Genomic DNA, 20,808 nt, shown 5'->3' with positions numbered 1-20,808 from the left:
CCTCGCTGGCCGGTGAGCTGGGGCGCGCCTTCCCGGTGGCCGAGCGCGGCCGCCGCCGGCAGTCCCACCCGGGCCGCCTTGCGCCCGGTCCGGAAGTCGCGCACCCGCCAGCCCTGCGCCCGGGCGTGCCGCCGCAGCGCGCCGTCCGGGTTCACCACGTACGGGTGGCCGACCAGCGAGAGCATCGGGATGTCGTTCGCCGAGTCGCTGTACGCGGCGCAGCGGTCGAGGTCCAGCCGTTCGCGCCGGGCCAGCGCGCGCACCGCGGCGGCCTTGGCCGGGCCGTGCAGCAGGTCGCCGACCAGCCGGCCGGTGTAGTGGCCCTCCCGGGCCTCGGCGACGGTGCCGAGGGCGCCGGTCATCCCGAGCCGCCGGGCGATGATCCGGGCCACCTCCAGCGGGGCGGCGGTCACCAGCCAGACCCGCTGGCCGGCGTCCAGGTGCATCTGGACCAGGGCGCGGGTGCCGGGCCAGATCTTGTCGGCGACGACCTGCTCGAAGACCTCCTCGCAGATCGCCTCCAGGTCGGCGGTGGGCTTGCCGGCGACGATGCCGAGGGCGGTGTTCCGGGCGTCGGAGATGTGGTCCGGGTCCTCGGTGCCGTTCAGCCGGAACAGCGTCTGCTGCCAGGCGAAGCGGGCGATGTCGCGGCGGGTGAGGAAGCCGTGGCGGTAGAGGCCGACGCCGAGGTAGAAGATCGCGGCGCCGCGCAGGATCGTGTTGTCGCAGTCGAAGAAGGCGGCGGCGCGCGGGTCGTCCGGGTCGGGGGTGTGGTTCCCGGCCGGCGCCTTCGGGGCCTTCCCGGACCGGCCCTCCGCCGCCCCGCCCTCCGGGTCCCCGGCCTCGGGGCCGTCCACCGGGGTGTCGTCCGCCCGGGAGGCGCCCGCGCCGTCCACGAGGGTGTCGGCCGCCCGGGGGGCGTCCACGACGGTGGCGGGCACCGGCTCGGCGCGCAGCGCGGCCTCGGCCGCCGCGGCGGCGGCCTCGCCTGCCAGGGCGCTCCGCTCGGTGGAGGAGCGTCTCGACTGGGTGAGCCTTCGGAGCACGGCCATGTCATCGAGCATAGCCAGCCGGGCGGGGAGCGGCCGTGACGGAGCGGTGCCCGTGCGGTGAACGGCTCCCCGGCCGGCCCGGCGACAATGGCGTGGTGAGCCCACTGCTGCGACGTAAGAGCCCCGAGCCGGCCGACCGTACCGTGACCCTGGTCGGCAAGCCCGGCTGCCACCTGTGCGACGAGGCCCGGGAGGTGCTGGTCCGGGTGACGGCCGAGCTGGGCGCGACCTTCGAGGAGAAGGACATCACCCGGGACGAGGAGCTGTACCGCCGGTACTGGGAGCAGATTCCGGTCACCCTGATCGACGGCCGTCAGCACGACTTCTGGCGGGTCGACGAGAACCGCCTGCGCAAGGCCCTGGGCGCCTGACCGCGCTCCGTCCGCGCACCGCCGCCCCCGCCGACCGGCGGGGGCGGTTCGCCGAATCGTTGCCGAAGACACCCCGTTCCGGCTTGGGGCGGGGTGCCGTGGTCGGCTTACGATCGAACGCGTTTGCGCCCGTGGGGGGCTGAGCACACGAGGAGTGCCGCCATGCTTCCCCGCCCGACCCCAGGGATGCCCGAGACCCCGCCCGGGGGCCGGGGCTTCGCCGTGGTGGACGTGGAGGCGACCGGCCGCAGCCCATGGCGGCACCGGGTGGTCGAGGTCGCGGTGGTGCTGCTGGACGAGCGGCTCCGCCCCGAGGGCGAGTTCGCCACCCTGCTGGACCCGCTCGGCCCGGTCGGCCCGACCCACGTGCACCGGATACACCAGGCCGACGTCGAGGGCGCCCCGCGGTTCCGGGAGATCGCCCCCCGGCTGCTGGAGCTGCTGGCCGGCCGGGTGCTGGTCGGTCATCACGTCAGCTGCGACCACGCCTTCCTGGACCGCGAGTTCGCCCGGATCGGGGTGCCGCTGCCGCCCGTCCCGCTGCTCTGCACGATGCGGCTGGCCCGCGCCCACCTGCCGGAGGTCGGCCGTTACGGCCTGGCGGCCTGCGTGGAGGCGGCCGGTCTCGGCTGGTACCCGGCGCACACCGCGCTGGGCGACGCCCGGGTGACGGCCGAACTGCTGCGGCACTGCGTGGGGGTCCCGTCCTGTCCGCCGGACGACTGGACCGGCCCGCTGCGCGAGGCCGCCCGGGTGCCCTGGCCGCGGTTGGGCCGGGCCCGCTCCCGCCCCTCCGGGGGAGCCGTCCCGCTGCTGCGCCGGGAGGCGCCGTTCGGCCCGTGGCTGCCCGGTTCCGCGGCCCCGGAGCTGGTCCTGACCCAGGCCGGTGCTATGGGTTCGACGGCGTGATGCGCATCACTGTGCGGGGACAAAACGGACACCATCTTTGTGCACACGTTCACAAACGCTTAGCCTGGCTGCCAAAGCCCAGCTTCACCCACAGGAGCACCGTGGCAATCGGCCGATCACCACAGAGCAGTTCGCAGACGCCCGACCAGGGCGCCGCGCGCCGACCCTCGCGCGCCCGGGGCATCCCGGAGGCGACCGTCGCCCGCCTCCCCCTCTACCTGCGGGCCCTCACCGCGCTCTCCGAGCGCTCGGTGCCGACCGTCTCCTCCGAGGAACTGGCCGCCGCGGCCGGGGTGAACTCGGCGAAGCTGCGCAAGGACTTCTCCTACCTCGGCTCCTACGGCACCCGGGGCGTCGGCTACGACGTCGAGTACCTCGTCTACCAGATCTCCCGCGAGCTCGGCCTGACCCAGGACTGGCCGGTCGTCATCGTCGGGATCGGCAACCTCGGCCACGCCCTCGCCAACTACGGCGGCTTCGCGTCCCGCGGCTTCCGGGTCGCCGCCCTGTTGGACGCCGACCCGAACGTGGTCGGTTCCACCGCCGCCGGGCTCCCGGTGCGCCACATGGACGAGCTGGAATCGATCGTCGAGAGCCAGCACGTCTCGATCGGCGTCATCACCACCCCGCCCGGCGCCGCCCAGCAGGTCTGCGACCGGCTGGTCGAGGCCGGCGTCACCAGCATCCTGAACTTCGCCCCGACCGTGCTGACCGTCCCGGACGGCGTCGACGTGCGCAAGGTGGACCTCTCCATCGAGCTGCAGATCCTCGCCTTCCACGAGCAGCGCAAGGCCGGCGAGGAGCCCGACCGCGCCGAGTCGGTGCTGGACCGGGCCCCCGGCCCGGTCCGCGCGGCCGCGGCCAAGCTGCGCCGGGCGGCCGGCGGCAGCGGCAAGGGCCGTCCCGGCGCCGAGCCCGCGGCCAAGGACCAGGCCGAGCCGGCCAAGGGCAAGACCGCCAAGGGCGGCGAGGGCGAACTGTCCGCGGTGATGCCCGCATGAACACCGAACGCCGTGGGGGGCGGGCATGAGTCTTCTCGTCGTCGGACTGAGCCACCGGACGGCACCGGTCGGCGTGCTGGAGCGCGCCGCGCTGACCGGCGAGGTCCCGACCCGGCTGCTGCACGACGCGGCCGCGTCCTCGACCGTCGCCGAGGCCGCGCTGCTCAACACCTGCAACCGGATCGAGCTCTACGCGGACGTGGACAAGTTCCACGCCGGCGTCGCCGAGCTGTCGCTGCTGCTGGCCCACCACAGCGGGGTGGACCTGGAGGAGCTGACCTCCCACCTGTACGTCCACTACGAGGACCGCGCCGTCCACCACCTCTTCTCGGTGGCCTGCGGCCTGGACTCGATGGTGGTCGGCGAGGGCCAGATCCTCGGTCAGCTGCGCGACGCGCTGGCCACGGCCCAGGACGAGCACACCGCCGGGCGCGGCCTGAACGAGCTGTTCCAGCAGGCGCTGCGGGTCGGCAAGCGGGCGCACAGCGAGACCGGCATCGACAAGGCCGGCCAGTCGCTGGTCACCTTCGGCCTGGAGCAGGTCGCGGCGGGCGCGGGCGAGATCGCCGGCAAGCGCGCGCTGGTGGTCGGGGCCGGCTCGATGAGCTCGCTGGCCGCCGCCACCCTGGTCCGCTCGGGCGTCACCGACCTGCTGATCGCCAACCGGACGCCGGCCCGCGCCGAGCGCCTGGTGGAGATCCTGGGCCCGGACGTGGCCCGCACCCTGGACCTCGCCGAGGTGCCGCGGGCGCTGGCCGAGGTCGACCTGGTGATCTCCTGCACCGGCGCGGCCGGCGTGGTGGTCCGGGCCGAGGACGTGGCCGCCGCCGTGGCCGTCCGCACCTCCCCGGAGCCGCTGGCCCTGCTCGACCTGGCCATGCCCCGGGACGTCGACCACGCCGTCCACGAGCTGCCCGGCGCCCTGCTGGTCGACCTGGAGAGCCTCTCGCACGCCCACGCCGCCAGCCCCGGCGCCGGCGACGTCGACCAGGTGACCCGGATCGTCTCCGACGAGGTGACCGCCTTCGGCGCCGCCCAGCGGGCCGCCCGGATCGCGCCGACCGTGGTCGCCCTGCGGGCGATGGCCTCCGACGTGGTCGCCGCCGAGCTGGGCCGGCTGGACTCCCGGCTGCCCGACCTGGACCAGCGCTCCCGCGCCGAGATCACCCAGACCGTCCGCCGGGTCGTCGACAAGCTGCTGCACGCGCCGACCGTCCGGGTGAAGCAACTGGCCGCCGAGCCCGGCGGGGCCTCCTACGCGGACGCCCTGCGCGAGCTGTTCGACCTCGACCCGGCGGCCGTGCACGCCGTGTCGGGCACGCCCGTCGGCGGTCGGCCCCAGCCTTCGGGCGGGGGCGCCAGATGAACCGTCAGCCATCCCACGAGTACCACCGGGACGATCACCTCATGAATGGTCAACCGCTCACCGAGCAGGCTCCGGCCGCCGCCCTGCGGCTCGGCACCCGGCGCAGCGCGCTCGCCATGGCCCAGTCGGGCATGGTCGCCCGCGAGGTGACCAGGCTCACCGGCCGCCCCGTCGAGCTGGTCGAGATCACCACCTACGGAGACACCTCCCGGGAGGCGCTCGCCCAGATCGGCGGCACCGGCGTGTTCGTCTCCGCGCTGCGGGACGCCCTGCTGGAGGGCCGGATCGACTTCGCCGTGCACTCGCTCAAGGACCTGCCCACCGCCGCCCCCGAGGGCCTGGCGCTGGCGGCCGTCCCCGAGCGCGAGGACGTCCGGGACGCCCTGGTCGCCGCCGAGGGCCTGACCCTGGACGAGCTGGTCGAGAAGCTGGCCGGGGCCGGCCGCCCGGCCCGGATCGGCACCGGCTCGCCGCGCCGGATGGCGCAGCTGAACGCCTGGGCCCGGGCCCTCGGGGCCCGGGTGGAGACCGTCCCGATCCGCGGCAACGTGGACACCCGGATCGGCTACGTGACCGCCGGCGAGCTGGACGCCGTGGTGCTGGCCACCGCCGGCCTCAACCGGCTCGGCCGCAGCGCCGAGATCTCCCAGCACCTCGACCCCGAGCTGATGATCCCGGCCCCCGGCCAGGGCGCGCTCGCGATCGAGTGCACCACCGGGAACACCGTGCTGACCGCGGCGCTCGCCCTGCTGGACCACGCCCCCACCCGGGTCGCCGTGGCCGCCGAGCGCGCCCTGCTGGCCACCCTGGAGGCCGGCTGCTCGGCCCCGGTGGCCGCGCTGGCCACCTGGAGCCGGGAGAACGAACTGCAGTTGGACGGCGTGGTCGGAGACCCCGACGGCACCGCCCTGCTGAAGATGTCCGCCAACGGTCCGATCGTCCTCGACGAGACCGCCGAGCAGCAGGCGCGGGCCCTCGGCCACGCCCTGGCCGCCCGGCTGCTCGACGCGGGCGCGGCCACCCTGATGGGGGAGCGAGCCCGATGAGCGAGCGAAGCGAGCGAATCATGACGAGGTGCGCGTTTCGCGAAGAGACCGCCGAGCGCAGCGAGGTGTACGCATGAGTGCCACCGCCGCCACCGACGCCCTGTTCCCGGCCGACCAGCCCGCGGGACGGTGCACCTTCCTGGGGGCGGGCCCCGGTGACCCGGGCCTGCTGACCCTGCGCGCGGTCGAGGTGCTCTCCTCGGCCGACGTCCTGGTCGCCGACCCGCTGACCGCGGCCGCCGTGCGCACCCACTGCCCGATCGGCGTGCAGGTGCACTCCCCGGCCGCCGAGGGCGCCGGCTTCGACCTGGCCAAGCTGGTCGCCGAGGCCGTCCGGGCCGGCAAGCACGTGGTCCGCACGGTCGACGGCGACCCGGGCCTGGACGGCTGCGCCGCCGAGGAGATGCTCAGCTGCGCGGGCGACGGGATCCCCTTCGAGGTCATCCCGGGCGTCGCCCAGTCGGTCGGCGTCCCGGCGTACGCGGGCGTCCCGCTGCGCGGCGCGGCCGGCACCGACGTCCGCTTCGTGGACGGCGCCCAGCTGCTGTCCGGTGCCCCGGTCGACCTGGGCGCGCCGGAGACCACCCTGGTGGTCCGCACCACCCTGGGGCAGCTGCCCGCCACCGCGGGCGCGCTGGTCTCCAACGGCCGCAAGCCGGAGTCGGCACTGAGCGCCACGCTCTCCGGCACCACCACCCGCCAGCGCACCTTCACCTCCACGCTGTCCGCCATCGCGGCCGACCTGAAGGCCGCCCGGGTGCTGCCCTCGCCGGTCTCCGCCCCGGTGGACCCGGCGACCTCGGTGATAGCCGTGGTGGGCGAGCAGGTCGCCCACCGCGCCTCGCACTCGTGGTTCGAGACCAAGCCGCTGTTCGGCTGGAACGTCCTCGTGCCGCGCACCAAGGAGCAGGCCCACGGCCTGTCCGAGCAGCTGCGCTCGTACGGCGCGGTGCCGCAGGAGGTGCCGACCATCGCGGTCGAGCCGCCGCGCACCCCGCAGCAGATGGAGCGGGCCATCAAGGGCCTGGTCACCGGCCGCTACGAGTGGATCGCCTTCACCTCGGTGAACGCCGTCCGCGCCGTCCGGGAGAAGTTCGAGGAGTACGGCCTGGACGCCCGCGCGTTCGCCGGGATCAAGGTCGCGGCGGTCGGCGAGACCACCGCGCAGGCGCTGGTGGACTTCGGCGTGAAGCCGGACCTGGTGCCCTCCGGCGAGCAGTCCGCGGCCGGGCTGCTGGAGGACTGGCCGCCGTACGACCCGGTCTTCGACCCGATCGACCGGGTGCTGCTGCCGCGCGCCGACATCGCCACCGAGACCCTGGTGGCCGGCCTGGTCGAACTCGGCTGGGAGGTCGACGACGTGACGGCGTACCGGACGGTGCGCGCCTCGCCGCCGCCGGCCGAGACCCGCGAGGCGATCAAGGGCGGCGGCTTCGACGCGGTGCTGTTCACCTCGTCCTCGACCGTCCGGAACCTGGTCGGCATCGCCGGCAAGCCGCACAATGTCACGGTCATCGCCTGCATCGGCCCGGCCACCGCCAAGACCGCCGAGGAGCACGGCCTGCGGGTCGACGTGATGGCTCCGGCGCCGTCGGCGGCCGCGCTGGCCCAGGCGCTGGCAGACTTCGGGGCCAAGCGCCGGGACACCGCGACGGCTGCGGGCGAGCCGGTGTACCGGCCCAGCGAGCGCCGTCCGGGCTCCCGCCGCAAGGCCCGCTGAGCGCCCTCACCCATCGGGGTAAGGGCAACTATGGTGCTGGGGGCGGCGGTTCGTCGCCCCCCAGTGCTGCACAACCGTTCGGAGAGAGAAGCCGTGTCCGCTGAATTCCCGTACGTTCGCCCGCGTCGTCTGCGGCAGAGCCCGGCGATGCGCCGCCTGGTCGCCGAGACCCGGCTGCACCCGGCGGAGCTGATCCTGCCGCTGTTCGTCCGCGAGGGCGTCAGCGAGCCCGTCCCGGTCTCCTCGATGCCGGGCGTGGTCCAGCACACCCGCGACACCCTGCGCAAGGCCGTCGTCGAGGCGGCCGAGGCCGGCCTGGGCGGCGTCATGCTGTTCGGCGTCCCGGCCGTGCAGGACGCGACCGGCAGCGAGGGCACCAACCCGGACGGCATCCTCCAGCGGGCGATCCGGGACGTGGTCTCCGAGGTCGGCGACTCCCTGGTGGTGATGTCCGACCTCTGCCTGGACGAGTACACCGACCACGGCCACTGCGGCGTGCTGGCCGCCGACGGCAGCGTGGACAACGACGCCACCCTGGAGCGCTACGCCGAGATGGCCCGGGTGCAGGCCGACGCGGGCGTCCACCTGGTCGGCCCGTCCGGCATGATGGACGGTCAGATCGCCGTCGTGCGGCGGGCGTTGGACGAGTCCGGGCACCAGGACACCGGCATCCTCGCCTACACCGCCAAGTACGCCTCGGCCTTCTACGGCCCGTTCCGCGAGGCGGTCGGCTCCTCGCTCAAGGGCGACCGCAAGAGCTACCAGCAGGACCCGGCCAACGCCCGCGAGGCGCTGCGCGAGCTGGAGCAGGACCTCGCCGAGGGCGCCGACCTGGTGATGGTCAAGCCGGCCATGGCCTACCTGGACATCCTCCGCCAGGTCGCCGACGCCTCCCCGGTGCCGGTCTCCGCGTACCAGGTGTCCGGCGAGTACGCGATGGTCGAGGCGGCCGCCGCGAACGGCTGGATCGACCGGGAGCGGATGATCATCGAGACGCTCACCTCGCTGCGCCGGGCGGGCGCCGAGCAGATCCTCACCTACTGGGCGGTCGAGGCCGCCGGGATGCTCGAGCAGCGGTAGTCGACGGACGGACAGACGGAAGGCCGGGCCGCCCCCCGCGGGACGACCCGGCCTTCCGGCCCACTAGTGCCAGCCGTTGACGTGCGCGAAGCCGTCGCCGCCGCCGGCCAGGTCGGTCGCGGTGGCGCCGCCGGCCACGAAGCCGCCGGCGATGACGTTGGAGGTGTGGCCGACGCCGAACCCGCCACCGGCCACGAACGGCTGGTCGCCGGTGGCGACCAGGCCGCCGCCGCCCTCCAGGCCGACGTGCGCGAACGCCGGGGTGGCGGCACCCGCGAGCGCGAGCGCGGCGGCAGCGGTCAGGGCGGCCTTGGCCAGCTTGCTCTTCATGGATCTGCCCTCTCTGTGGGAGCGCCCCCACGGGCGCTCTGCCTCTGACTGGTGATCATTCGGCCCGTCCGGTCCGACGCCCCACGCGCCGGGCCGGACGGTCATCCGGACGGCCCATCCGTTCGGCGGTCCGGCCGGACACCTCGGTCAAGCCCGGAGGGCCCGGGGAGGAACTTCCTCCCCGGGCCCTCCGTCCGTGCCATGCCCCTTGATCAGCCGATCAGGTGCGAGACACCCGCGTCGCCCGAGGACTGGGTGTTCTGGCCGACGTTGCAGATCTGCTTCGGGGTGCTGTTCAGGACGGGCACCTCGACCGGAACCGCGACGCCGACGACGGCGACGGCGATGTTGTGGACCTCCGGCAGGCAGATGTTCGCGTTGTCCAGGGTGTGGAAGTTCGGGCTGCCGTTGCCGTGGGTGCCGGTCTGGTTGGTGCCGCCGTTGCCCTGGACGGAGGTGGCGGCGCCGTCCGAGTCGACGATGGCGGAAGCCGAGCCGGCGGACATCGCGATGGCGGCGGCGGCCAGGCCGGCGGCGGCGAGGGACTTCTTGATCATTTCCGGTTTTCCTCTCAAGGGTGAATCGGGGAGCGATTCGAGGGTGGTTCAGGGGGGTGGTGCGGGTGGGCCGGGGAGCGTCAGCCGACCAGGTGGGACACGCCCGCGTCGCCGTGGCTCTGGGTGCCCTGGCCCTGGGTGCAGTACTGCTTGCCACCGCTGTTGGCGATCGGGACCTCGACCGGGACGGCCACACCGAGAACGCCGACGGCGATGTTGTGGATCTCGGGGAGGCAGACGTTCGCGTTGTCCAGGAAGTGGAAGTTCGGGCTGTTGTTCCCGACCGTCCCGGTGAAGTTGGTGCCGCCGTTGCCCTCGATGGAGGCGGCTGCGCCGTCCGCGTCACCGATGGCGGAAGCGGGAGCGGCGGCGGCGGCCAGCGCGGCGACGGCCAGGCCGGCGGCGGCGAAGGACTTCTGGATCATGGGGAGATCCCTCTCTGAAATGCTTTCGGTTTCCGTGCGTAGCAACGCGTCGAACGCTCAGACCCGGTCTGCAGTCACTGACGTCCAGATCAAAGAATGACGGCTCGGAAGGTTACGGGGATTTTTGAAAAGAGTCCGGGAGGCGCGTCCGGGAGTGGTTTCCGGTCGGATTATTAGGCCGAACCGGTTAACGCCCGCAATCCGAACTCACGGTCACTCGTTGCGCAGATTGCTTTCCGGCTGCGGGCCCCGCAGCCCTCCCCGAAGGAACTCCGGTACCGGGTCTCCAGGCGTTCCCGGTACGGACAGGCAGAACGGTGAAAAGCATGAAGTTCTCCAAGCGGGCCGGCGCGATGCTGCTGGCGGTCGGTGCGGGCGTGCTCGCCTCCCAGGGAGCGGCCTCCGCCGCCCCGGTAAGCCCCGACCAGGTCGGAGCCCTGGAGGACAAGCTGTCCACCCAGCAGGTCCCGGCGGACGTGCCGCTGACCCCGCTGGGCAGCCGTGTCACGGCCGGCATCCCGACCTCGCTGGTCATGCCGCCGGCCTCCGGCCGGACCACCGACAACGGGCTGCTCCCGGACCACTTGGTGCCCCAGCTGGCCACCGGCAAGGTCGGCCCGAGTGCCAAGGCACAGCTGCCGCTCCCGCTGGTCGACCAGGGCGCCGACCTCGGCGAGGTGCTGCTGGAGGCCCCCGCCGCGCCGCTCCAGGCCAGGACCCCCGGCCTGGACGTGGGCAAGCCGCTGGCGCTGGTGCACGACGGCACCGGCCAGCTCGCGGACGGGCGGATCCGGGTGGACGAGGTGGACCCGCACCTGGTGCCCGGCGCCGTGCAGACCGTCCCCGGGGCCACCGCGAGCCTCGGCACGGACGGGAGCCGGCTCTCCGTCACCGACGAGGCGAACGACCTGGCCAACACCACCACCGCGACCGCCACCGGGGTGCTGCAGCAGACCGACGCGCCTGACACGGCCACCTCGACCGTCACCGGTCTGGTGCAGCAGAGCGGCCTGGCCGACCTCACGCAGCTCTGACCCGGTCCCGCAACCCGGGCCGGATGCGACGGAGCCCGGCACCCTTCCGCCGGACGGGGGTGCCGGGCTCCGTCGCGTCCGTGCGCCCGGTGCTCAGCCGGGCAGCACGCCGGACAGCCCGCCGACCAGCGGGAGGTCCTTCACCCCGCCGCCCGAGCTCAGCGGCCCGGTCAGCGTGCCGGTGCCCAGCGGGGCCAGGCCCTGGTCGGGCTGGACGGTCGCGCCGTTGTTGAGCACGTCGGCGGAGGAGTTGGCCCACGGGTCCAGCCGCAGGCTCTTGATCGGCGCGACGCCGTAGCCGAGGCCGGCCGTCGTCCCGCCGAGCGCCTGGCCGACGTCCGTCTTCGCCAGGGTGGCCGGGCCCGCCGCGGGCTGCTGCCCCGGGGCCGCGGCGGCCTGCGCGGTACCGGCGCCCGTACCGAGCAGCACCGCGGCGCCCACGGCGGCGGCCAGGCCGGCCCCGCCCTTCATCGAAACCATGCTGATCACCCTTCGAGGGATCGGGGATGCCGAACTGCCCCCCGGCCGGCTGGTCGGGGGGCAGTACGGCCGAAACGCGTGCCGATCGGGGATCAGCAGTCGTCCGCGGGCATCGGGTGGGCCTCGGCGTTGACGCAGGTGTTCCCGAAGGCCGGGTTCAGCGCACCGATCACGTCGATGGAGTTGCCGCACAGGTTGATCGGGATGTGGATCGGCACCTGGAGCTGGTTGCCCGAGATGACGCCGGGGGAGCCGGCGGCCACGCCTTCGGCGCCGGAGCTGGCGGCGGCGGAGCCCGCCGCGCCCAGCACCAGGCCGGCAGCGGCGGCGGAGAGGACGGCGGCCTTCTTCACGTTCTGCATGGGGGTTGATCTCCTCGATCACACAAGGGTGGAGCGTGCCGCGCCCCGGCGCTGCGGGGCGCGGCACGGGCTCGGGTGAATCAGCTGTCGCCGGTGCGGCGAGAGCGGATTCAGCCGAGGTTGGCGCAGGCGTTGCCGAACGCCGGGTTCAGGATGCTGATGACGCCGATGCTGTTGCCGCAGACGTTGACCGGGATGTGCACCGGGATCTGGATCTGGTTGCCGGACAGCACGCCGGGGGAGCCGGCGGCCACGCCCTCGGCGCCCGAGCTGGCGAACGCGCCGCCGGCGGCACCGAGCACCAGGCCGGTGGCGGCCAGCGAGAGGGCGGCGGCCTTCTTGAGGTTGCGCATGATGTTCCTCCGATTTCTGCCCGACGGAAGGGAAATGTCGGGAAACGGGCGAGCACGAATACTCACCCGAAGGCTTCAGGGATCGCCGTGATTGTCACTCCGGCGGCGCACACCGGCGTGTTCCGCCCGTGGCTCGGGCGTCGACGCAGCCGCCGCGTTTCTTCCAGCACTCCGAGAACCGTTTCCCGCACGGCCGGGAACGTTTCGGACGGAGGTGCGACCGGGAATTCCCGGTCAGACGTTCAGGCGGTGTCGCCGAACGCCGGGTTCTGGGGGGCCCGCCACGTCGACCGACCTGCCGGTGGCCTCGGTGCCGTCGAGGCCGTGGGCGGGTTGCGCATGGGCGGTACTCGTTTCAGGAGCAGGGCCGGTTTGGACCGTGTACGTGAGGGAGAACGAGGCGGCGAGCGGAGGGAAACGGTCCGGCCCGCCGATCGCCGGAGATCACCCGAATGCCGGTCGGCGGTCTCGTTGAGCCAGACGGGTGACAGTGGGCCCACCGTCGCAACCGGTCCGTACGGGTGTCGTTCTAGATGTCGCACTCCCCGTGCATCTCTGTATGAACAGTCAGGAGGCTCGCATGAGCATCAAGAAGACCGCCGCCGTCGGCGCGGCCGTGGTGGGCATCGTGGCCGCCGGCGCCGGCACCGCGATGGCCAGCTCCGGCGCCGAGGGTGTCGCCGCCGGTTCCCCCGGTGTCATCTCGGGCAACCAGATCCAGGTTCCGGTGCACGTTCCGGTCAACCTGTGCGGCAACACCATCGACATCGTGGGTCTGCTCAACCCGGCGTTCGGCAACCACTGCGCCAACGTGGGCTGAAAGCACCCCCGGTTCGGCCGGTGAGAGCCGCCGTTCCGCGCTTCCCTCCTGGGGCGCGGAACGGCGGCTCTTTTCCGTTCCCCGGCGGCTGCGCGCGCGTCAATTCCCGTTGCCGTCACAAGCCTTGTTGCATTACTTGTCAGTACCTAGAATGTGAGACCTGCTCACCTTTTCGGCACCACCTCTCTTGCTCCGCGCCGCTCGGCACCCCCGGCCGGGCGGTCCCCCCACCCCCGCAAGGAGACGCGTGTGATCAGGTCCCGCACGTCCGCGGCGCGGCGGGCGCGAACGGGCTCGTCCCGGTCCGTCGCGCTGCTCGCCACCGGCGTCCTCGTCGCCGCCCTCGGCCTGGCCGGCGCCCCCGCCGCCCTCGCCGACACCTCGCCGGCCCCGGCCCCGGCCGCCACCCGCCCGGCCGCGATCGTCGCCCTCGGCGACAGCGCCATCTCCGGGGAGGGCGCCGGCACCGACACCAACGACGGCTACTTCCCGGAGACCGACACCCCCACCAACTACTGCCACCGGCACCCCAAGTCGGAGATCTTCACCACCGACATCCCCGGGGTCACCCCGATCGACCTCGCCTGCTCCGGCGCCCAGACCGGCGACCTGGTCAGCGACCCCGAACTGGCCAAGATCACCGGAGGCGGCAGCGGCGATTTCGGCGAGCCCAAGCAGGACGTCAAACTCGCCGACACGGCGGCCAAGTACGACGTCAAGATGGTCGTCGTCACCATCGGCGCCAACGACGACTTCGACTTCAGCGGCGTCATGATGCACTGCCTCGCCCAGTACTTCCCGATCCCCAAGAGCCAGGGCTGCCGGGACACCATCGGCAGCGACGAGATCCGCCGCCGGGCCAAGGCCGTCCAGCCCAAGGTCGTCGCCGCGCTGCAGAACATCCGGCAGACCATGCGCAGGGCCGGCTACGCCGACTCCGCGTACCAGCTCGTCTACCAGTCGTACTTCAACCCGATCACCCCGGACATCCGGCGCAACGACTACCTCGGCAAGATCACCGACGGCTGCCCGGCCTTCCCCGAGGACCTCGCCTGGGGCCACAACTGGGTGGTGCCCACGTTCAGCGACGCGCTCCGCGGCGCGGCCGAACAGGTGCCCGGCGTACGGTACTTGGACCAGCGGAGGGTCGCCTTCGGGCACGAGGTGTGCGCGGAGTGGACGAGTTCGCCGTACGAGTACAGCAACGGGGACGTCATCAACCTCTCCGAGTGGGCCCGCAACGGCTGCGACTCGCAGATCGGCATCCCCGGGCTGTGCATGAACATGGTCCGCCAGTCGTACCACCTGCGGGTGGCCGGCTACCGCGGTGAGGGCGTCTGCCTCGGCCAGTTCTTCGCCGAGCCCGCCCAGCCGGAGGCGTACTGCACGCTCAACCAGCAGAACACCACCTCGATCCAGCCGCTGACCCCCGGCAAGCCCTTCGGCGACGTCCCCGAGGACGGCTCCTGGTACCAGCTCACCAACGCGGCCACCGGCAACGCCCTCGACCTCAGCGGCGGCGGCACGTACGGCGACTCCAGCAACGGCCGGGCCGCGATCAGCTACCCGGCGACCGGCGGGCTGAACCAGTCCTTCGTCCTGGAGGCCAAGCCCGGCGGCAGCTACGAACTGGACTTCAGCGGCAACCGCGACATGTGCCTGGACGCCAACGCCGCCGCCACCGCCCCCGGCACCCGGATCCAGCAGTGGGGCTGCAACGGCGGCGCCAACCAGCACTGGGTGTTCAAGCCGGCCGGCAACGGCACCTACAAGATCGCCGACTCGGCGGACCCGACCAAGGTCCTGGCGGCCGGCACCGCCGTCGACGCCAAGGGCAACCCGTACGTCGAACTCGCCACCGACACCGGCGCCCCCGCCCAGCTCTGGCAGCTCACCAAGCTCGGCATCGTCTACCTCCACAGCTGACCCGCCTCACCCACCCGTCGCCGCCCCCACCCGGGCGGCGACGGCCGTTTCCAGCGCCCGGGGGCGGGCCGGGCTGGTGGGGCGTGCCGTAGGCTCTCGGGAACATCGTTGCGCCGGAGCCGCGCGCACCAGGAGCCGGGCGGGGAGTACCCAGAGCAGATGAGCACGGCATCGAGCACCGAGTCTTCGAGCACCGAGCCGGTCGGCACCGGGTCTTCGGGCCCCGAGTCGGCCGAGGCGGCGACGGAGGCGGAGGAGCGCGCCGAGCGGGCGGTCCGGGCGCCCGGCCGGTTCATGGCGCTGGCGGACCGCTTCGCGCCCGCGCTCGGCGCGTACGCGGTGGTCAAGGCGATCGGCCTGGCCGTCTTCCTGGTGCTGCTGGACCACACCGGCGACTACCTGAAGAAGCAGGTCGGCCGCGGCGGCGGCGCCCACGCCTGGGACGTGCTCGGCACCTGGGACGGCGTCTGGTACCAGCGGATCGCGGAGAATGGCTACGACCCGCAGCTGATCCCGCTGCACGGCTTCCCGCTGGCCACCTACTACGAGAACTCCGCCGCCTTCTTCCCGCTCTACCCCTGGTTGATGCGGCTGGTCGGCGCGGTCACCGGGCTCGGCCCGTACGGCTCCGGGATAGCCGTCTCGGTGCTGGCCTCACTGGTCGCCGCGGCCGGGATCTTCGCGATCGCGGAGCGGCTGGGCGGCTTCCGGGCGGGTGTGATCGCCGCGGTGATCTGGGGCCTGTTCCCGGGCTCCGGGGTGGAGTGGGCGGTCTACTCGGACTCGCTGTTCGTCGCGCTGTCCGCCTGGGCCTGCTACTGCGTGATGACCCGCCGCTGGATCGCGGCCGGCCTGCTGGCCCTGGTCGCGGGCCTGAACCGGCCGACCGCGGCCGCGCTGATCGCGGCGGTCTCGATCGCCGCGCTGGTGGCGCTGGTCCGTCGCAAGGACGGGGTGGCCCGGCCGCTGACCGCGATGCTGATCACCCCGTGGGGCCTGTTCGGCTACGTGGCCTGGGTGGGCTGGCGGATGGGCGACTGGGGCGGCTACTTCAAGCTGCAGCGCGGCGCCTGGAACCGCTACTTCGACTTCGGCGCCTCCACCCTGCGCACGGTCATGGACGTGATCACCGGCCACTGGGACTTCTGGCAGTCCAATCCCGTCCCGGACCTGATCGCCATCGCCCTGCTGATCGCCCTGCCCGGCCTGCTGGTGCTGCTCCGGCAGGCCCGCCCGCCGCTGGTGCTGTGGGTCTACACCGCGCTGACCGTCTTCACCGCGCTGAGCAGCAACCAGATCTTCGGCAACATCTCGCGCTACCTGCTGCCGGCGTTCCCGCTGTTCATCGGCCTGGCGGTGGCGCTGCGCCGGGTGCGGACCTCCACGCTGGTCGGGCTGTTCGCGATGCCGGTGCTCGCAGCGGGCTGGTACGCGGGCTATGCGCTGTTCGAGTTGGGTATCCCGTAACCCCGGCGTTGGTCAGCAACGGGATCATCCGACAGCAGACGGGCCGTTGCTAACCTCGGACGTATGACGACGACCCCGCCCGTGCGCCAGATCCGCGACATCTCCGGCCTGCTGGACCACGCGAGCCACGTGCTGGCGACCCGGATGGCGGCCGCCTTCACCGAGCTCGGGATCACCCCCCGCGCGTACTGCGTGCTGTTCCACGCGCAGGAGGCCGAGCGCACCCAGATCCAGCTGGCCGAGCTGGCGGACCTGGACAAGACCACCATGGTGGTCACCGTCGACGAGCTGGAGAAGGCGGGCCTGGCCGAGCGCCGCCCGTCCGCCACCGACCGCCGGGCCCGGATCATCTCCGTCACCGAGGAGGGCGGGCGCGCCGTGGAGCGGGGCACCGCGATCGCGGACCGGGTCCACCGGGAGCTGCTGGACGCGCTGCCGCAGCCCGAGCGGGACGCCTTCGTCTCGGCCCTGACCCGCCTGGTGGACGGGCACCTCGCGGAGCCCGTGGAGAGTGAACGCACCGTCCGCCGGGCCCGCCGTTCCCGGGGCTGACCGGCACTCGAAAGCTGCTCCCGAGATAGATAGTCCCGAACAAAACAATCTGATAGCGTCCTTCCCGGTACTCGACGAACCGGGAGAACCGCCATGACCTCGCACGCCCCGACTCCGCACGCCCCGACCTCGCACGCCCCGACCGTGCCGGACACCCCCGCGCCCGACGGCGCGCCCCCGGCCCCCACCCGGTCCCGCGCACTCGCCCTCGCGGTGCTCTGCGCCGGGATGCTGATGATCATCCTGGACGGCTCGATCGTCACCGTGGCGCTGCCCGCCATCCAGGGCGACCTGCACTTCTCGCCCGCCGACCTCACCTGGACCGTCAACGCCTACCTGATCGCCTTCGGCGGGCTGCTCCTGCTGGCCGGCCGGCTCGGCGACCTGATCGGCCGCAAGCGGGTCTTCGTCGCCGGCCTCGCGGTCTTCACCGCCGCCTCGCTGCTCTGCGCCCTCGCCACCTCGCAGGGGATGCTGATCGCCGCCCGCTTCCTCCAGGGCGTCGGCGGCGCGATGGCCTCGGCCGTCAGCCTCGGCATGATCGTCACGCTGTTCCCCGAGCCGGGCGAACGCGGCCGCGCGATCGGCGCGTTCAGCTTCGTCGGTGCGGCCGGCGCCTCGATCGGCCAGGTCCTCGGCGGGGTGCTCACCGAGGCCCTCGACTGGCACTGGATCTTCCTGATCAACCTGCCGATCGGCCTCGCCGCCGCCCTGCTGGCGCTCCGGGTGCTGGCGCCCGACCACGGCCCCGGCCTGCGGGGCGGGGTCGACCTCCTGGGCGCCGGGCTGGTCACCGCCGCCCTGATGCTCGGCAGCTACGCCATCGTCGGCACCGGCGGGAACGGTTGGGCCTCGGCGCGGACCCTCCTCCTCGGCGCGCTCGCGCTCGCCCTGCTGGCCGCCTTCACGCTGCGTCAGGCGCTGGCCGCCCGGCCGCTGCTGCCGCTGCGGATCTTCCGTTCCCGCGGTCTGACCGCCGCCGCCGCGGTGCAGACCCTGACGGTCGGCGGGATGTTCGGCTTCCAGGTCATGATCGCGCTCTACCTCCAGGACGTCCGCGGCTACGGCGCCGCCGCCACCGGCCTCGCGCTGCTCCCGGCGGCCGTCAGCGGCGGTGCCGTCTCGCTGCTGCTCTCCGCCCGGCTGAACGCCCGCTTCGGCGAGCGCCGGATGCTGCTCACCGGCCTGGTCCTGCTGCTCGCCGGGCTGGCCCTGCTGACCCGGCTGCCCGCCGACGCCGACTACGCCCTCGACGTCCTGCCCACCATGCTGCTGATCAGCGGCTTCGGGCTGGCGAACTCGGCGGTCACCGCCCTCGCCATGGCCGGGGTCGACCCGCGCGACGCGGGCACCGCCTCCGGCCTGTTCGGCACCGCCCAGCAGGTCGGCAGCGCGCTCGGGGTCGCCGTGCTGAGCACCCTCGCCACCGGTCGCGCCCACGCCCTGACCGTCGCCGGACACCCCGCGGCCGAGTCGCTCACGGCCGGCTTCCGGCTGGCCTTCACGGTGGCCGCCGGGCTGCTCGCGCTGGCCCTGTTGCTGGCCGCGGCCTCGGCCCGACCCGTCATCAGGACGTGACGGGACATCAACTCATCGAACCCCGCGCCGTGTTGACCGGCCCGGGGTTCGGGGCGCCAGACGCGCCCTACGGCCAGACCAGGCAGTACAGCTGGTGCCCGGCGTCGTGCAGCCGGTTGGCGAAGTCCTGCCACTCGTGCAGCATGCTGTAGATCACGAACGCGTCCCGCGGTCCGCGCCGGTCCGGCACGGTGGACCAGATGAACGCCGCCGCGCCGAGCTCGGTCTCGTCGGCCTTGCGGAGCGGTTCGACCACGTTGTGCGGGAGTTGGACGACGGCGTAGTCGGGGTGCAGCACGACGAGTTCCAGCGGCGGCACCTGGTGCAGCGGGACGCCCTGGATGCCGGTGAGCACCATGGCGCTCATGGTCTCGGGTTTGATCTTGGTGGAGAGGTGGCCGGTCGGGGAGCCGCTGGTCTCCATCAGGTCGCCGAGCCGCCCCAGCGCGCCGAGTTCACCGGCGTCCAGGCCGAGACCGCCCGGGCCGAGGGCGGTGGGGACTCTGGCGGCGGTCGCGCGGTCCGGTGCGCCGAAGTACTTGTACGTCACCCCCACGCGTCCCTCACCCCGCCTCTCGCCGCCGCGACGACCACGACCCGTACCCGCTCCCGTACCCCCGCGTGCGGTTTCGGCGGGCCTGCGGGAGCCACCCGCCGCCTCGTCGAAGCCGTCCTGCGCCTCGGACACTCGGACCATCCTCACCGGAATTCGCCGGAATCGACAGACCCCCGCACGCCCGGCATCCCACCGGACGTGCTCCTTACCCGTCATGCGCCGCAGTACCCACCCGTGGGCCGTACCCACTCGCGGTACACGGCAGTCCTCTCCACACCCCTGCACACCACCGGAACGCTCGCGCGCCCGGTGTCCACAGTCTGACTGGTCCGTGCTCCGGAACAGCCAGCGGCCCCGCCCGTACACGACCGCCACGGACAACCGTCATGGACAACCGTACAGACAACGGTGCCCGGATCATCGTTCCAGATGATCGGGCCGGACATGCAGAGCTCAAGGACACGATTTGAGACCATGTCTCCCGTGAGCTACCCCTACGAAGCCCCCCAGTCCCAGTCGCTGTTCGATCGCGCCTCCGTGGTCACGCCCGGCGGCGTCAACTCCCCGGTGCGCGCCTTCCGCGCGGTCGGCGGCACGCCGCGCTTCATGGTGTCCGGCACCGGCCCCTACCTCACCGACGCCGACGGTCGTGAGTACGTCGACCTGGTGTGCTCGTGGGGTCCGATGATCCTCGGCCACGCCCACCCCGCCGTGATCGACGCCGTCCAGCAGGCGGTCTCCCGCGGCACCTCCTTCGGCACGCCCGGCCAGGGCGAGGTCGAGCTGGCCGAGGAGATCGTCGCCCGGGTCGCCCCGGTGGAGCAGGTCCGCCTGGTCTCCTCCGGCACCGAGGCCACCATGTCCGCGATCCGGCTCGCCCGCGGCTTCACCGGCCGGGCGAAGGTGGTCAAGTTCGCCGGCTGCTACCACGGTCACGTGGACGCGCTGCTGGCCGCCGCCGGTTCCGGCGTGGCGACCTTCGGCCTGCCGGACACCCCGGGCGTCACCGGCGCCCAGGCCGGCGACACCATCGTGCTGCCGTACAACGACCTCGCCGCCGTCGAGCAGGCCTTCGCCGCCCACCCGGGCGAGATCGCCTGCGTGATCACCGAGGCCTCGCCCGGCAACATGGGCGTCGTCCCGCCGCTGCCCGGCTTCAACGCGGGCCTGGCCCGGCTCTGCCGGGACAACGGCGCGCTGTTCGTCTCCGACGAGGTGATGACCGGCTTCCGCGTCTCCAAGGCCGGCTGGTACGGCCTGGAGGCGGCGCACGAGGGCTGGGCGCCGGACCTGCTGACCTTCGGCAAGGTCATGGGCGGCGGCTTCCCGGCCGCGGCCTTCGGCGGCCGCGCCGACGTGATGGCCCACCTGGCCCCGGCCGGCCCGGTCTACCAGGCGGGCACCCTCTCCGGGAACCCGGTCGCCACCGCGGCGGGCCTGGCCCAGCTGCGCGGCTGCACCGACGAGGTGTACGCGACGGTGGACCGGGTCGCCGCCGAGGTCTCCGGCCTGGTCTCCGAGGCGCTCGCCAAGGAGGGCGTGGCGCACCGGCTGCAGACCGCCGGGAACATGTTCTCGGTGTTCTTCACCGAGGCCCCCGTCACCGACTACGACGAGGCCCGGACCCAGGAGGCGTACCGTTTCACCGCCTTCTTCCACGCGATGCTCGCCCAGGGCGTCTACCTGCCGCCGTCCGCCTTCGAGTCCTGGTTCGTCTCGGCGAGCCACGACGCCCGGGCGATCGAGCGGATCGCCGCCGCCCTGCCGGCCGCCGCGCGCGCCGCTGCCGCCGCCACGGCCTGAGTCCCCGAGTCCCAGGAGTA

The 20,808-nt window shown here is 73.3% G+C and carries 22 protein-coding genes; 14 read left to right on the top strand and 8 right to left on the bottom strand.

Annotation, left to right across the window (positions count from 1 at the left end):
* Positions 1 to 1,052: HAD-IB family hydrolase (locus AB0O91_RS04225; protein WP_363427635.1), on the bottom strand; the 1,052-nt coding region annotated here is incomplete at its 3' end.
* Positions 1,053 to 1,147: 95 nt separating this feature from the next.
* On the opposite strand from AB0O91_RS04225, the gene AB0O91_RS04220 reads away from it, so the two are divergent.
* From AB0O91_RS04220 to hemB, 7 genes are all read left to right on the top strand, one after another.
* Entirely contained in the window at positions 1,148 to 1,423 is a 276-nt protein-coding gene (locus tag AB0O91_RS04220) for a glutaredoxin family protein (protein WP_363427633.1), read from the top strand.
* A 162-nt stretch (positions 1,424 to 1,585) separates the two neighbouring features.
* Complete coding sequence (locus AB0O91_RS04215) at positions 1,586 to 2,332, top strand: 3'-5' exonuclease (RefSeq protein ID WP_363427631.1); 747 nt, start codon at positions 1,586 to 1,588, stop codon at positions 2,330 to 2,332.
* Between the two features lie 107 nt (positions 2,333 to 2,439).
* Positions 2,440 to 3,333 (top strand): redox-sensing transcriptional repressor Rex, encoded by an 894-nt coding sequence (locus AB0O91_RS04210; RefSeq protein WP_363427769.1) that lies wholly within the window; start codon positions 2,440 to 2,442, stop codon positions 3,331 to 3,333.
* A 25-nt stretch (positions 3,334 to 3,358) separates the two neighbouring features.
* The gene (locus AB0O91_RS04205) at positions 3,359 to 4,699 is read left to right on the top strand and encodes a glutamyl-tRNA reductase (protein ID WP_363427629.1); all 1,341 of its coding nucleotides are present in this window, start codon (positions 3,359 to 3,361) and stop codon (positions 4,697 to 4,699) included.
* A 41-nt stretch (positions 4,700 to 4,740) separates the two neighbouring features.
* The gene (gene hemC / locus AB0O91_RS04200) at positions 4,741 to 5,745 is read left to right on the top strand and encodes a hydroxymethylbilane synthase (RefSeq protein ID WP_363427627.1); all 1,005 of its coding nucleotides are present in this window, start codon (positions 4,741 to 4,743) and stop codon (positions 5,743 to 5,745) included.
* A gap of 73 nt (positions 5,746 to 5,818) precedes the next feature.
* Positions 5,819 to 7,465, top strand: a complete 1,647-nt coding sequence (locus AB0O91_RS04195) for a bifunctional uroporphyrinogen-III C-methyltransferase/uroporphyrinogen-III synthase (RefSeq protein ID WP_363427625.1) — start codon at positions 5,819 to 5,821, stop codon at positions 7,463 to 7,465.
* Positions 7,466 to 7,558: 93 nt separating this feature from the next.
* Positions 7,559 to 8,545, top strand: coding sequence for a porphobilinogen synthase (gene hemB, locus AB0O91_RS04190; RefSeq protein ID WP_363427623.1), 987 nt, complete (start codon positions 7,559 to 7,561; stop codon positions 8,543 to 8,545).
* Positions 8,546 to 8,608: 63 nt separating this feature from the next.
* Here hemB and AB0O91_RS04185 read toward each other — a convergent pair whose 3' ends face one another.
* From AB0O91_RS04185 to AB0O91_RS04175, 3 genes are all read right to left on the bottom strand, one after another.
* Positions 8,609 to 8,875: a hypothetical protein gene (locus AB0O91_RS04185; RefSeq protein ID WP_363427621.1), complete on the bottom strand. Its 267-nt coding sequence runs from the start codon at positions 8,873 to 8,875 to the stop codon at positions 8,609 to 8,611.
* A 212-nt stretch (positions 8,876 to 9,087) separates the two neighbouring features.
* Complete coding sequence (locus AB0O91_RS04180) at positions 9,088 to 9,432, bottom strand: rodlet layer protein (protein ID WP_188309838.1); 345 nt, start codon at positions 9,430 to 9,432, stop codon at positions 9,088 to 9,090.
* Positions 9,433 to 9,512: 80 nt separating this feature from the next.
* Positions 9,513 to 9,857 carry a hypothetical protein gene (locus tag AB0O91_RS04175; RefSeq protein WP_031063477.1) on the bottom strand — a complete coding sequence of 115 codons (345 nt, stop codon included), beginning with the start codon at positions 9,855 to 9,857 and terminating at the stop codon, positions 9,513 to 9,515.
* Positions 9,858 to 10,183: 326 nt separating this feature from the next.
* Between AB0O91_RS04175 and AB0O91_RS04170 the strand changes: the two genes are divergently transcribed.
* Entirely contained in the window at positions 10,184 to 10,891 is a 708-nt protein-coding gene (locus tag AB0O91_RS04170) for a hypothetical protein (protein ID WP_363427619.1), read from the top strand.
* Positions 10,892 to 10,984: 93 nt separating this feature from the next.
* Here the strand turns inward: AB0O91_RS04170 and AB0O91_RS04165 are convergent, their stop codons facing one another.
* From AB0O91_RS04165 to AB0O91_RS04155, 3 genes are all read right to left on the bottom strand, one after another.
* Positions 10,985 to 11,371 (bottom strand): hypothetical protein, encoded by a 387-nt coding sequence (locus tag AB0O91_RS04165; RefSeq protein ID WP_363427617.1) that lies wholly within the window; start codon positions 11,369 to 11,371, stop codon positions 10,985 to 10,987.
* Positions 11,372 to 11,463: 92 nt separating this feature from the next.
* A complete protein-coding gene (locus AB0O91_RS04160) occupies positions 11,464 to 11,733 on the bottom strand; it encodes a chaplin (RefSeq protein WP_363427615.1) in 270 nt (89 codons plus the stop codon).
* Between the two features lie 110 nt (positions 11,734 to 11,843).
* On the bottom strand, positions 11,844 to 12,086 hold the full coding sequence (locus AB0O91_RS04155) for a chaplin (protein ID WP_363427613.1): 243 nt from the start codon (positions 12,084 to 12,086) through the stop codon (positions 11,844 to 11,846).
* Positions 12,087 to 12,666: 580 nt separating this feature from the next.
* Here AB0O91_RS04155 and AB0O91_RS04150 point away from each other — a divergent pair.
* From AB0O91_RS04150 to AB0O91_RS04130, 5 genes are all read left to right on the top strand, one after another.
* A complete protein-coding gene (locus tag AB0O91_RS04150) occupies positions 12,667 to 12,906 on the top strand; it encodes a chaplin (RefSeq protein WP_350521601.1) in 240 nt (79 codons plus the stop codon).
* A gap of 249 nt (positions 12,907 to 13,155) precedes the next feature.
* Positions 13,156 to 14,832, top strand: a complete 1,677-nt coding sequence (locus AB0O91_RS04145) for an RICIN domain-containing protein (RefSeq protein WP_363427610.1) — start codon at positions 13,156 to 13,158, stop codon at positions 14,830 to 14,832.
* A 159-nt stretch (positions 14,833 to 14,991) separates the two neighbouring features.
* Positions 14,992 to 16,299 carry a glycosyltransferase family 39 protein gene (locus AB0O91_RS04140; RefSeq protein ID WP_363427608.1) on the top strand — a complete coding sequence of 436 codons (1,308 nt, stop codon included), beginning with the start codon at positions 14,992 to 14,994 and terminating at the stop codon, positions 16,297 to 16,299.
* Positions 16,300 to 16,362: 63 nt separating this feature from the next.
* On the top strand, positions 16,363 to 16,851 hold the full coding sequence (locus AB0O91_RS04135) for a MarR family transcriptional regulator (protein WP_363427606.1): 489 nt from the start codon (positions 16,363 to 16,365) through the stop codon (positions 16,849 to 16,851).
* A gap of 93 nt (positions 16,852 to 16,944) precedes the next feature.
* On the top strand, positions 16,945 to 18,429 hold the full coding sequence (locus AB0O91_RS04130; RefSeq protein ID WP_363427604.1) for a DHA2 family efflux MFS transporter permease subunit: 1,485 nt from the start codon (positions 16,945 to 16,947) through the stop codon (positions 18,427 to 18,429).
* Positions 18,430 to 18,496: 67 nt separating this feature from the next.
* Here AB0O91_RS04130 and AB0O91_RS04125 read toward each other — a convergent pair whose 3' ends face one another.
* Positions 18,497 to 19,126, bottom strand: coding sequence for a hypothetical protein (locus AB0O91_RS04125; protein ID WP_350511442.1), 630 nt, complete (start codon positions 19,124 to 19,126; stop codon positions 18,497 to 18,499).
* Between the two features lie 333 nt (positions 19,127 to 19,459).
* Between AB0O91_RS04125 and hemL the strand changes: the two genes are divergently transcribed.
* Positions 19,460 to 20,788 (top strand): glutamate-1-semialdehyde 2,1-aminomutase, encoded by a 1,329-nt coding sequence (gene hemL, locus AB0O91_RS04120; RefSeq protein WP_363427602.1) that lies wholly within the window; start codon positions 19,460 to 19,462, stop codon positions 20,786 to 20,788.
* Positions 20,789 to 20,808: the final 20 nt, after the last annotated feature.

Origin of the sequence: Kitasatospora sp. NPDC089797 (assembly GCF_040684795.1) — a bacterium.
Classification (GTDB): domain Bacteria; phylum Actinomycetota; class Actinomycetes; order Streptomycetales; family Streptomycetaceae; genus Kitasatospora.
This window is presented reverse-complemented; position numbering and strand designations above follow the sequence as displayed.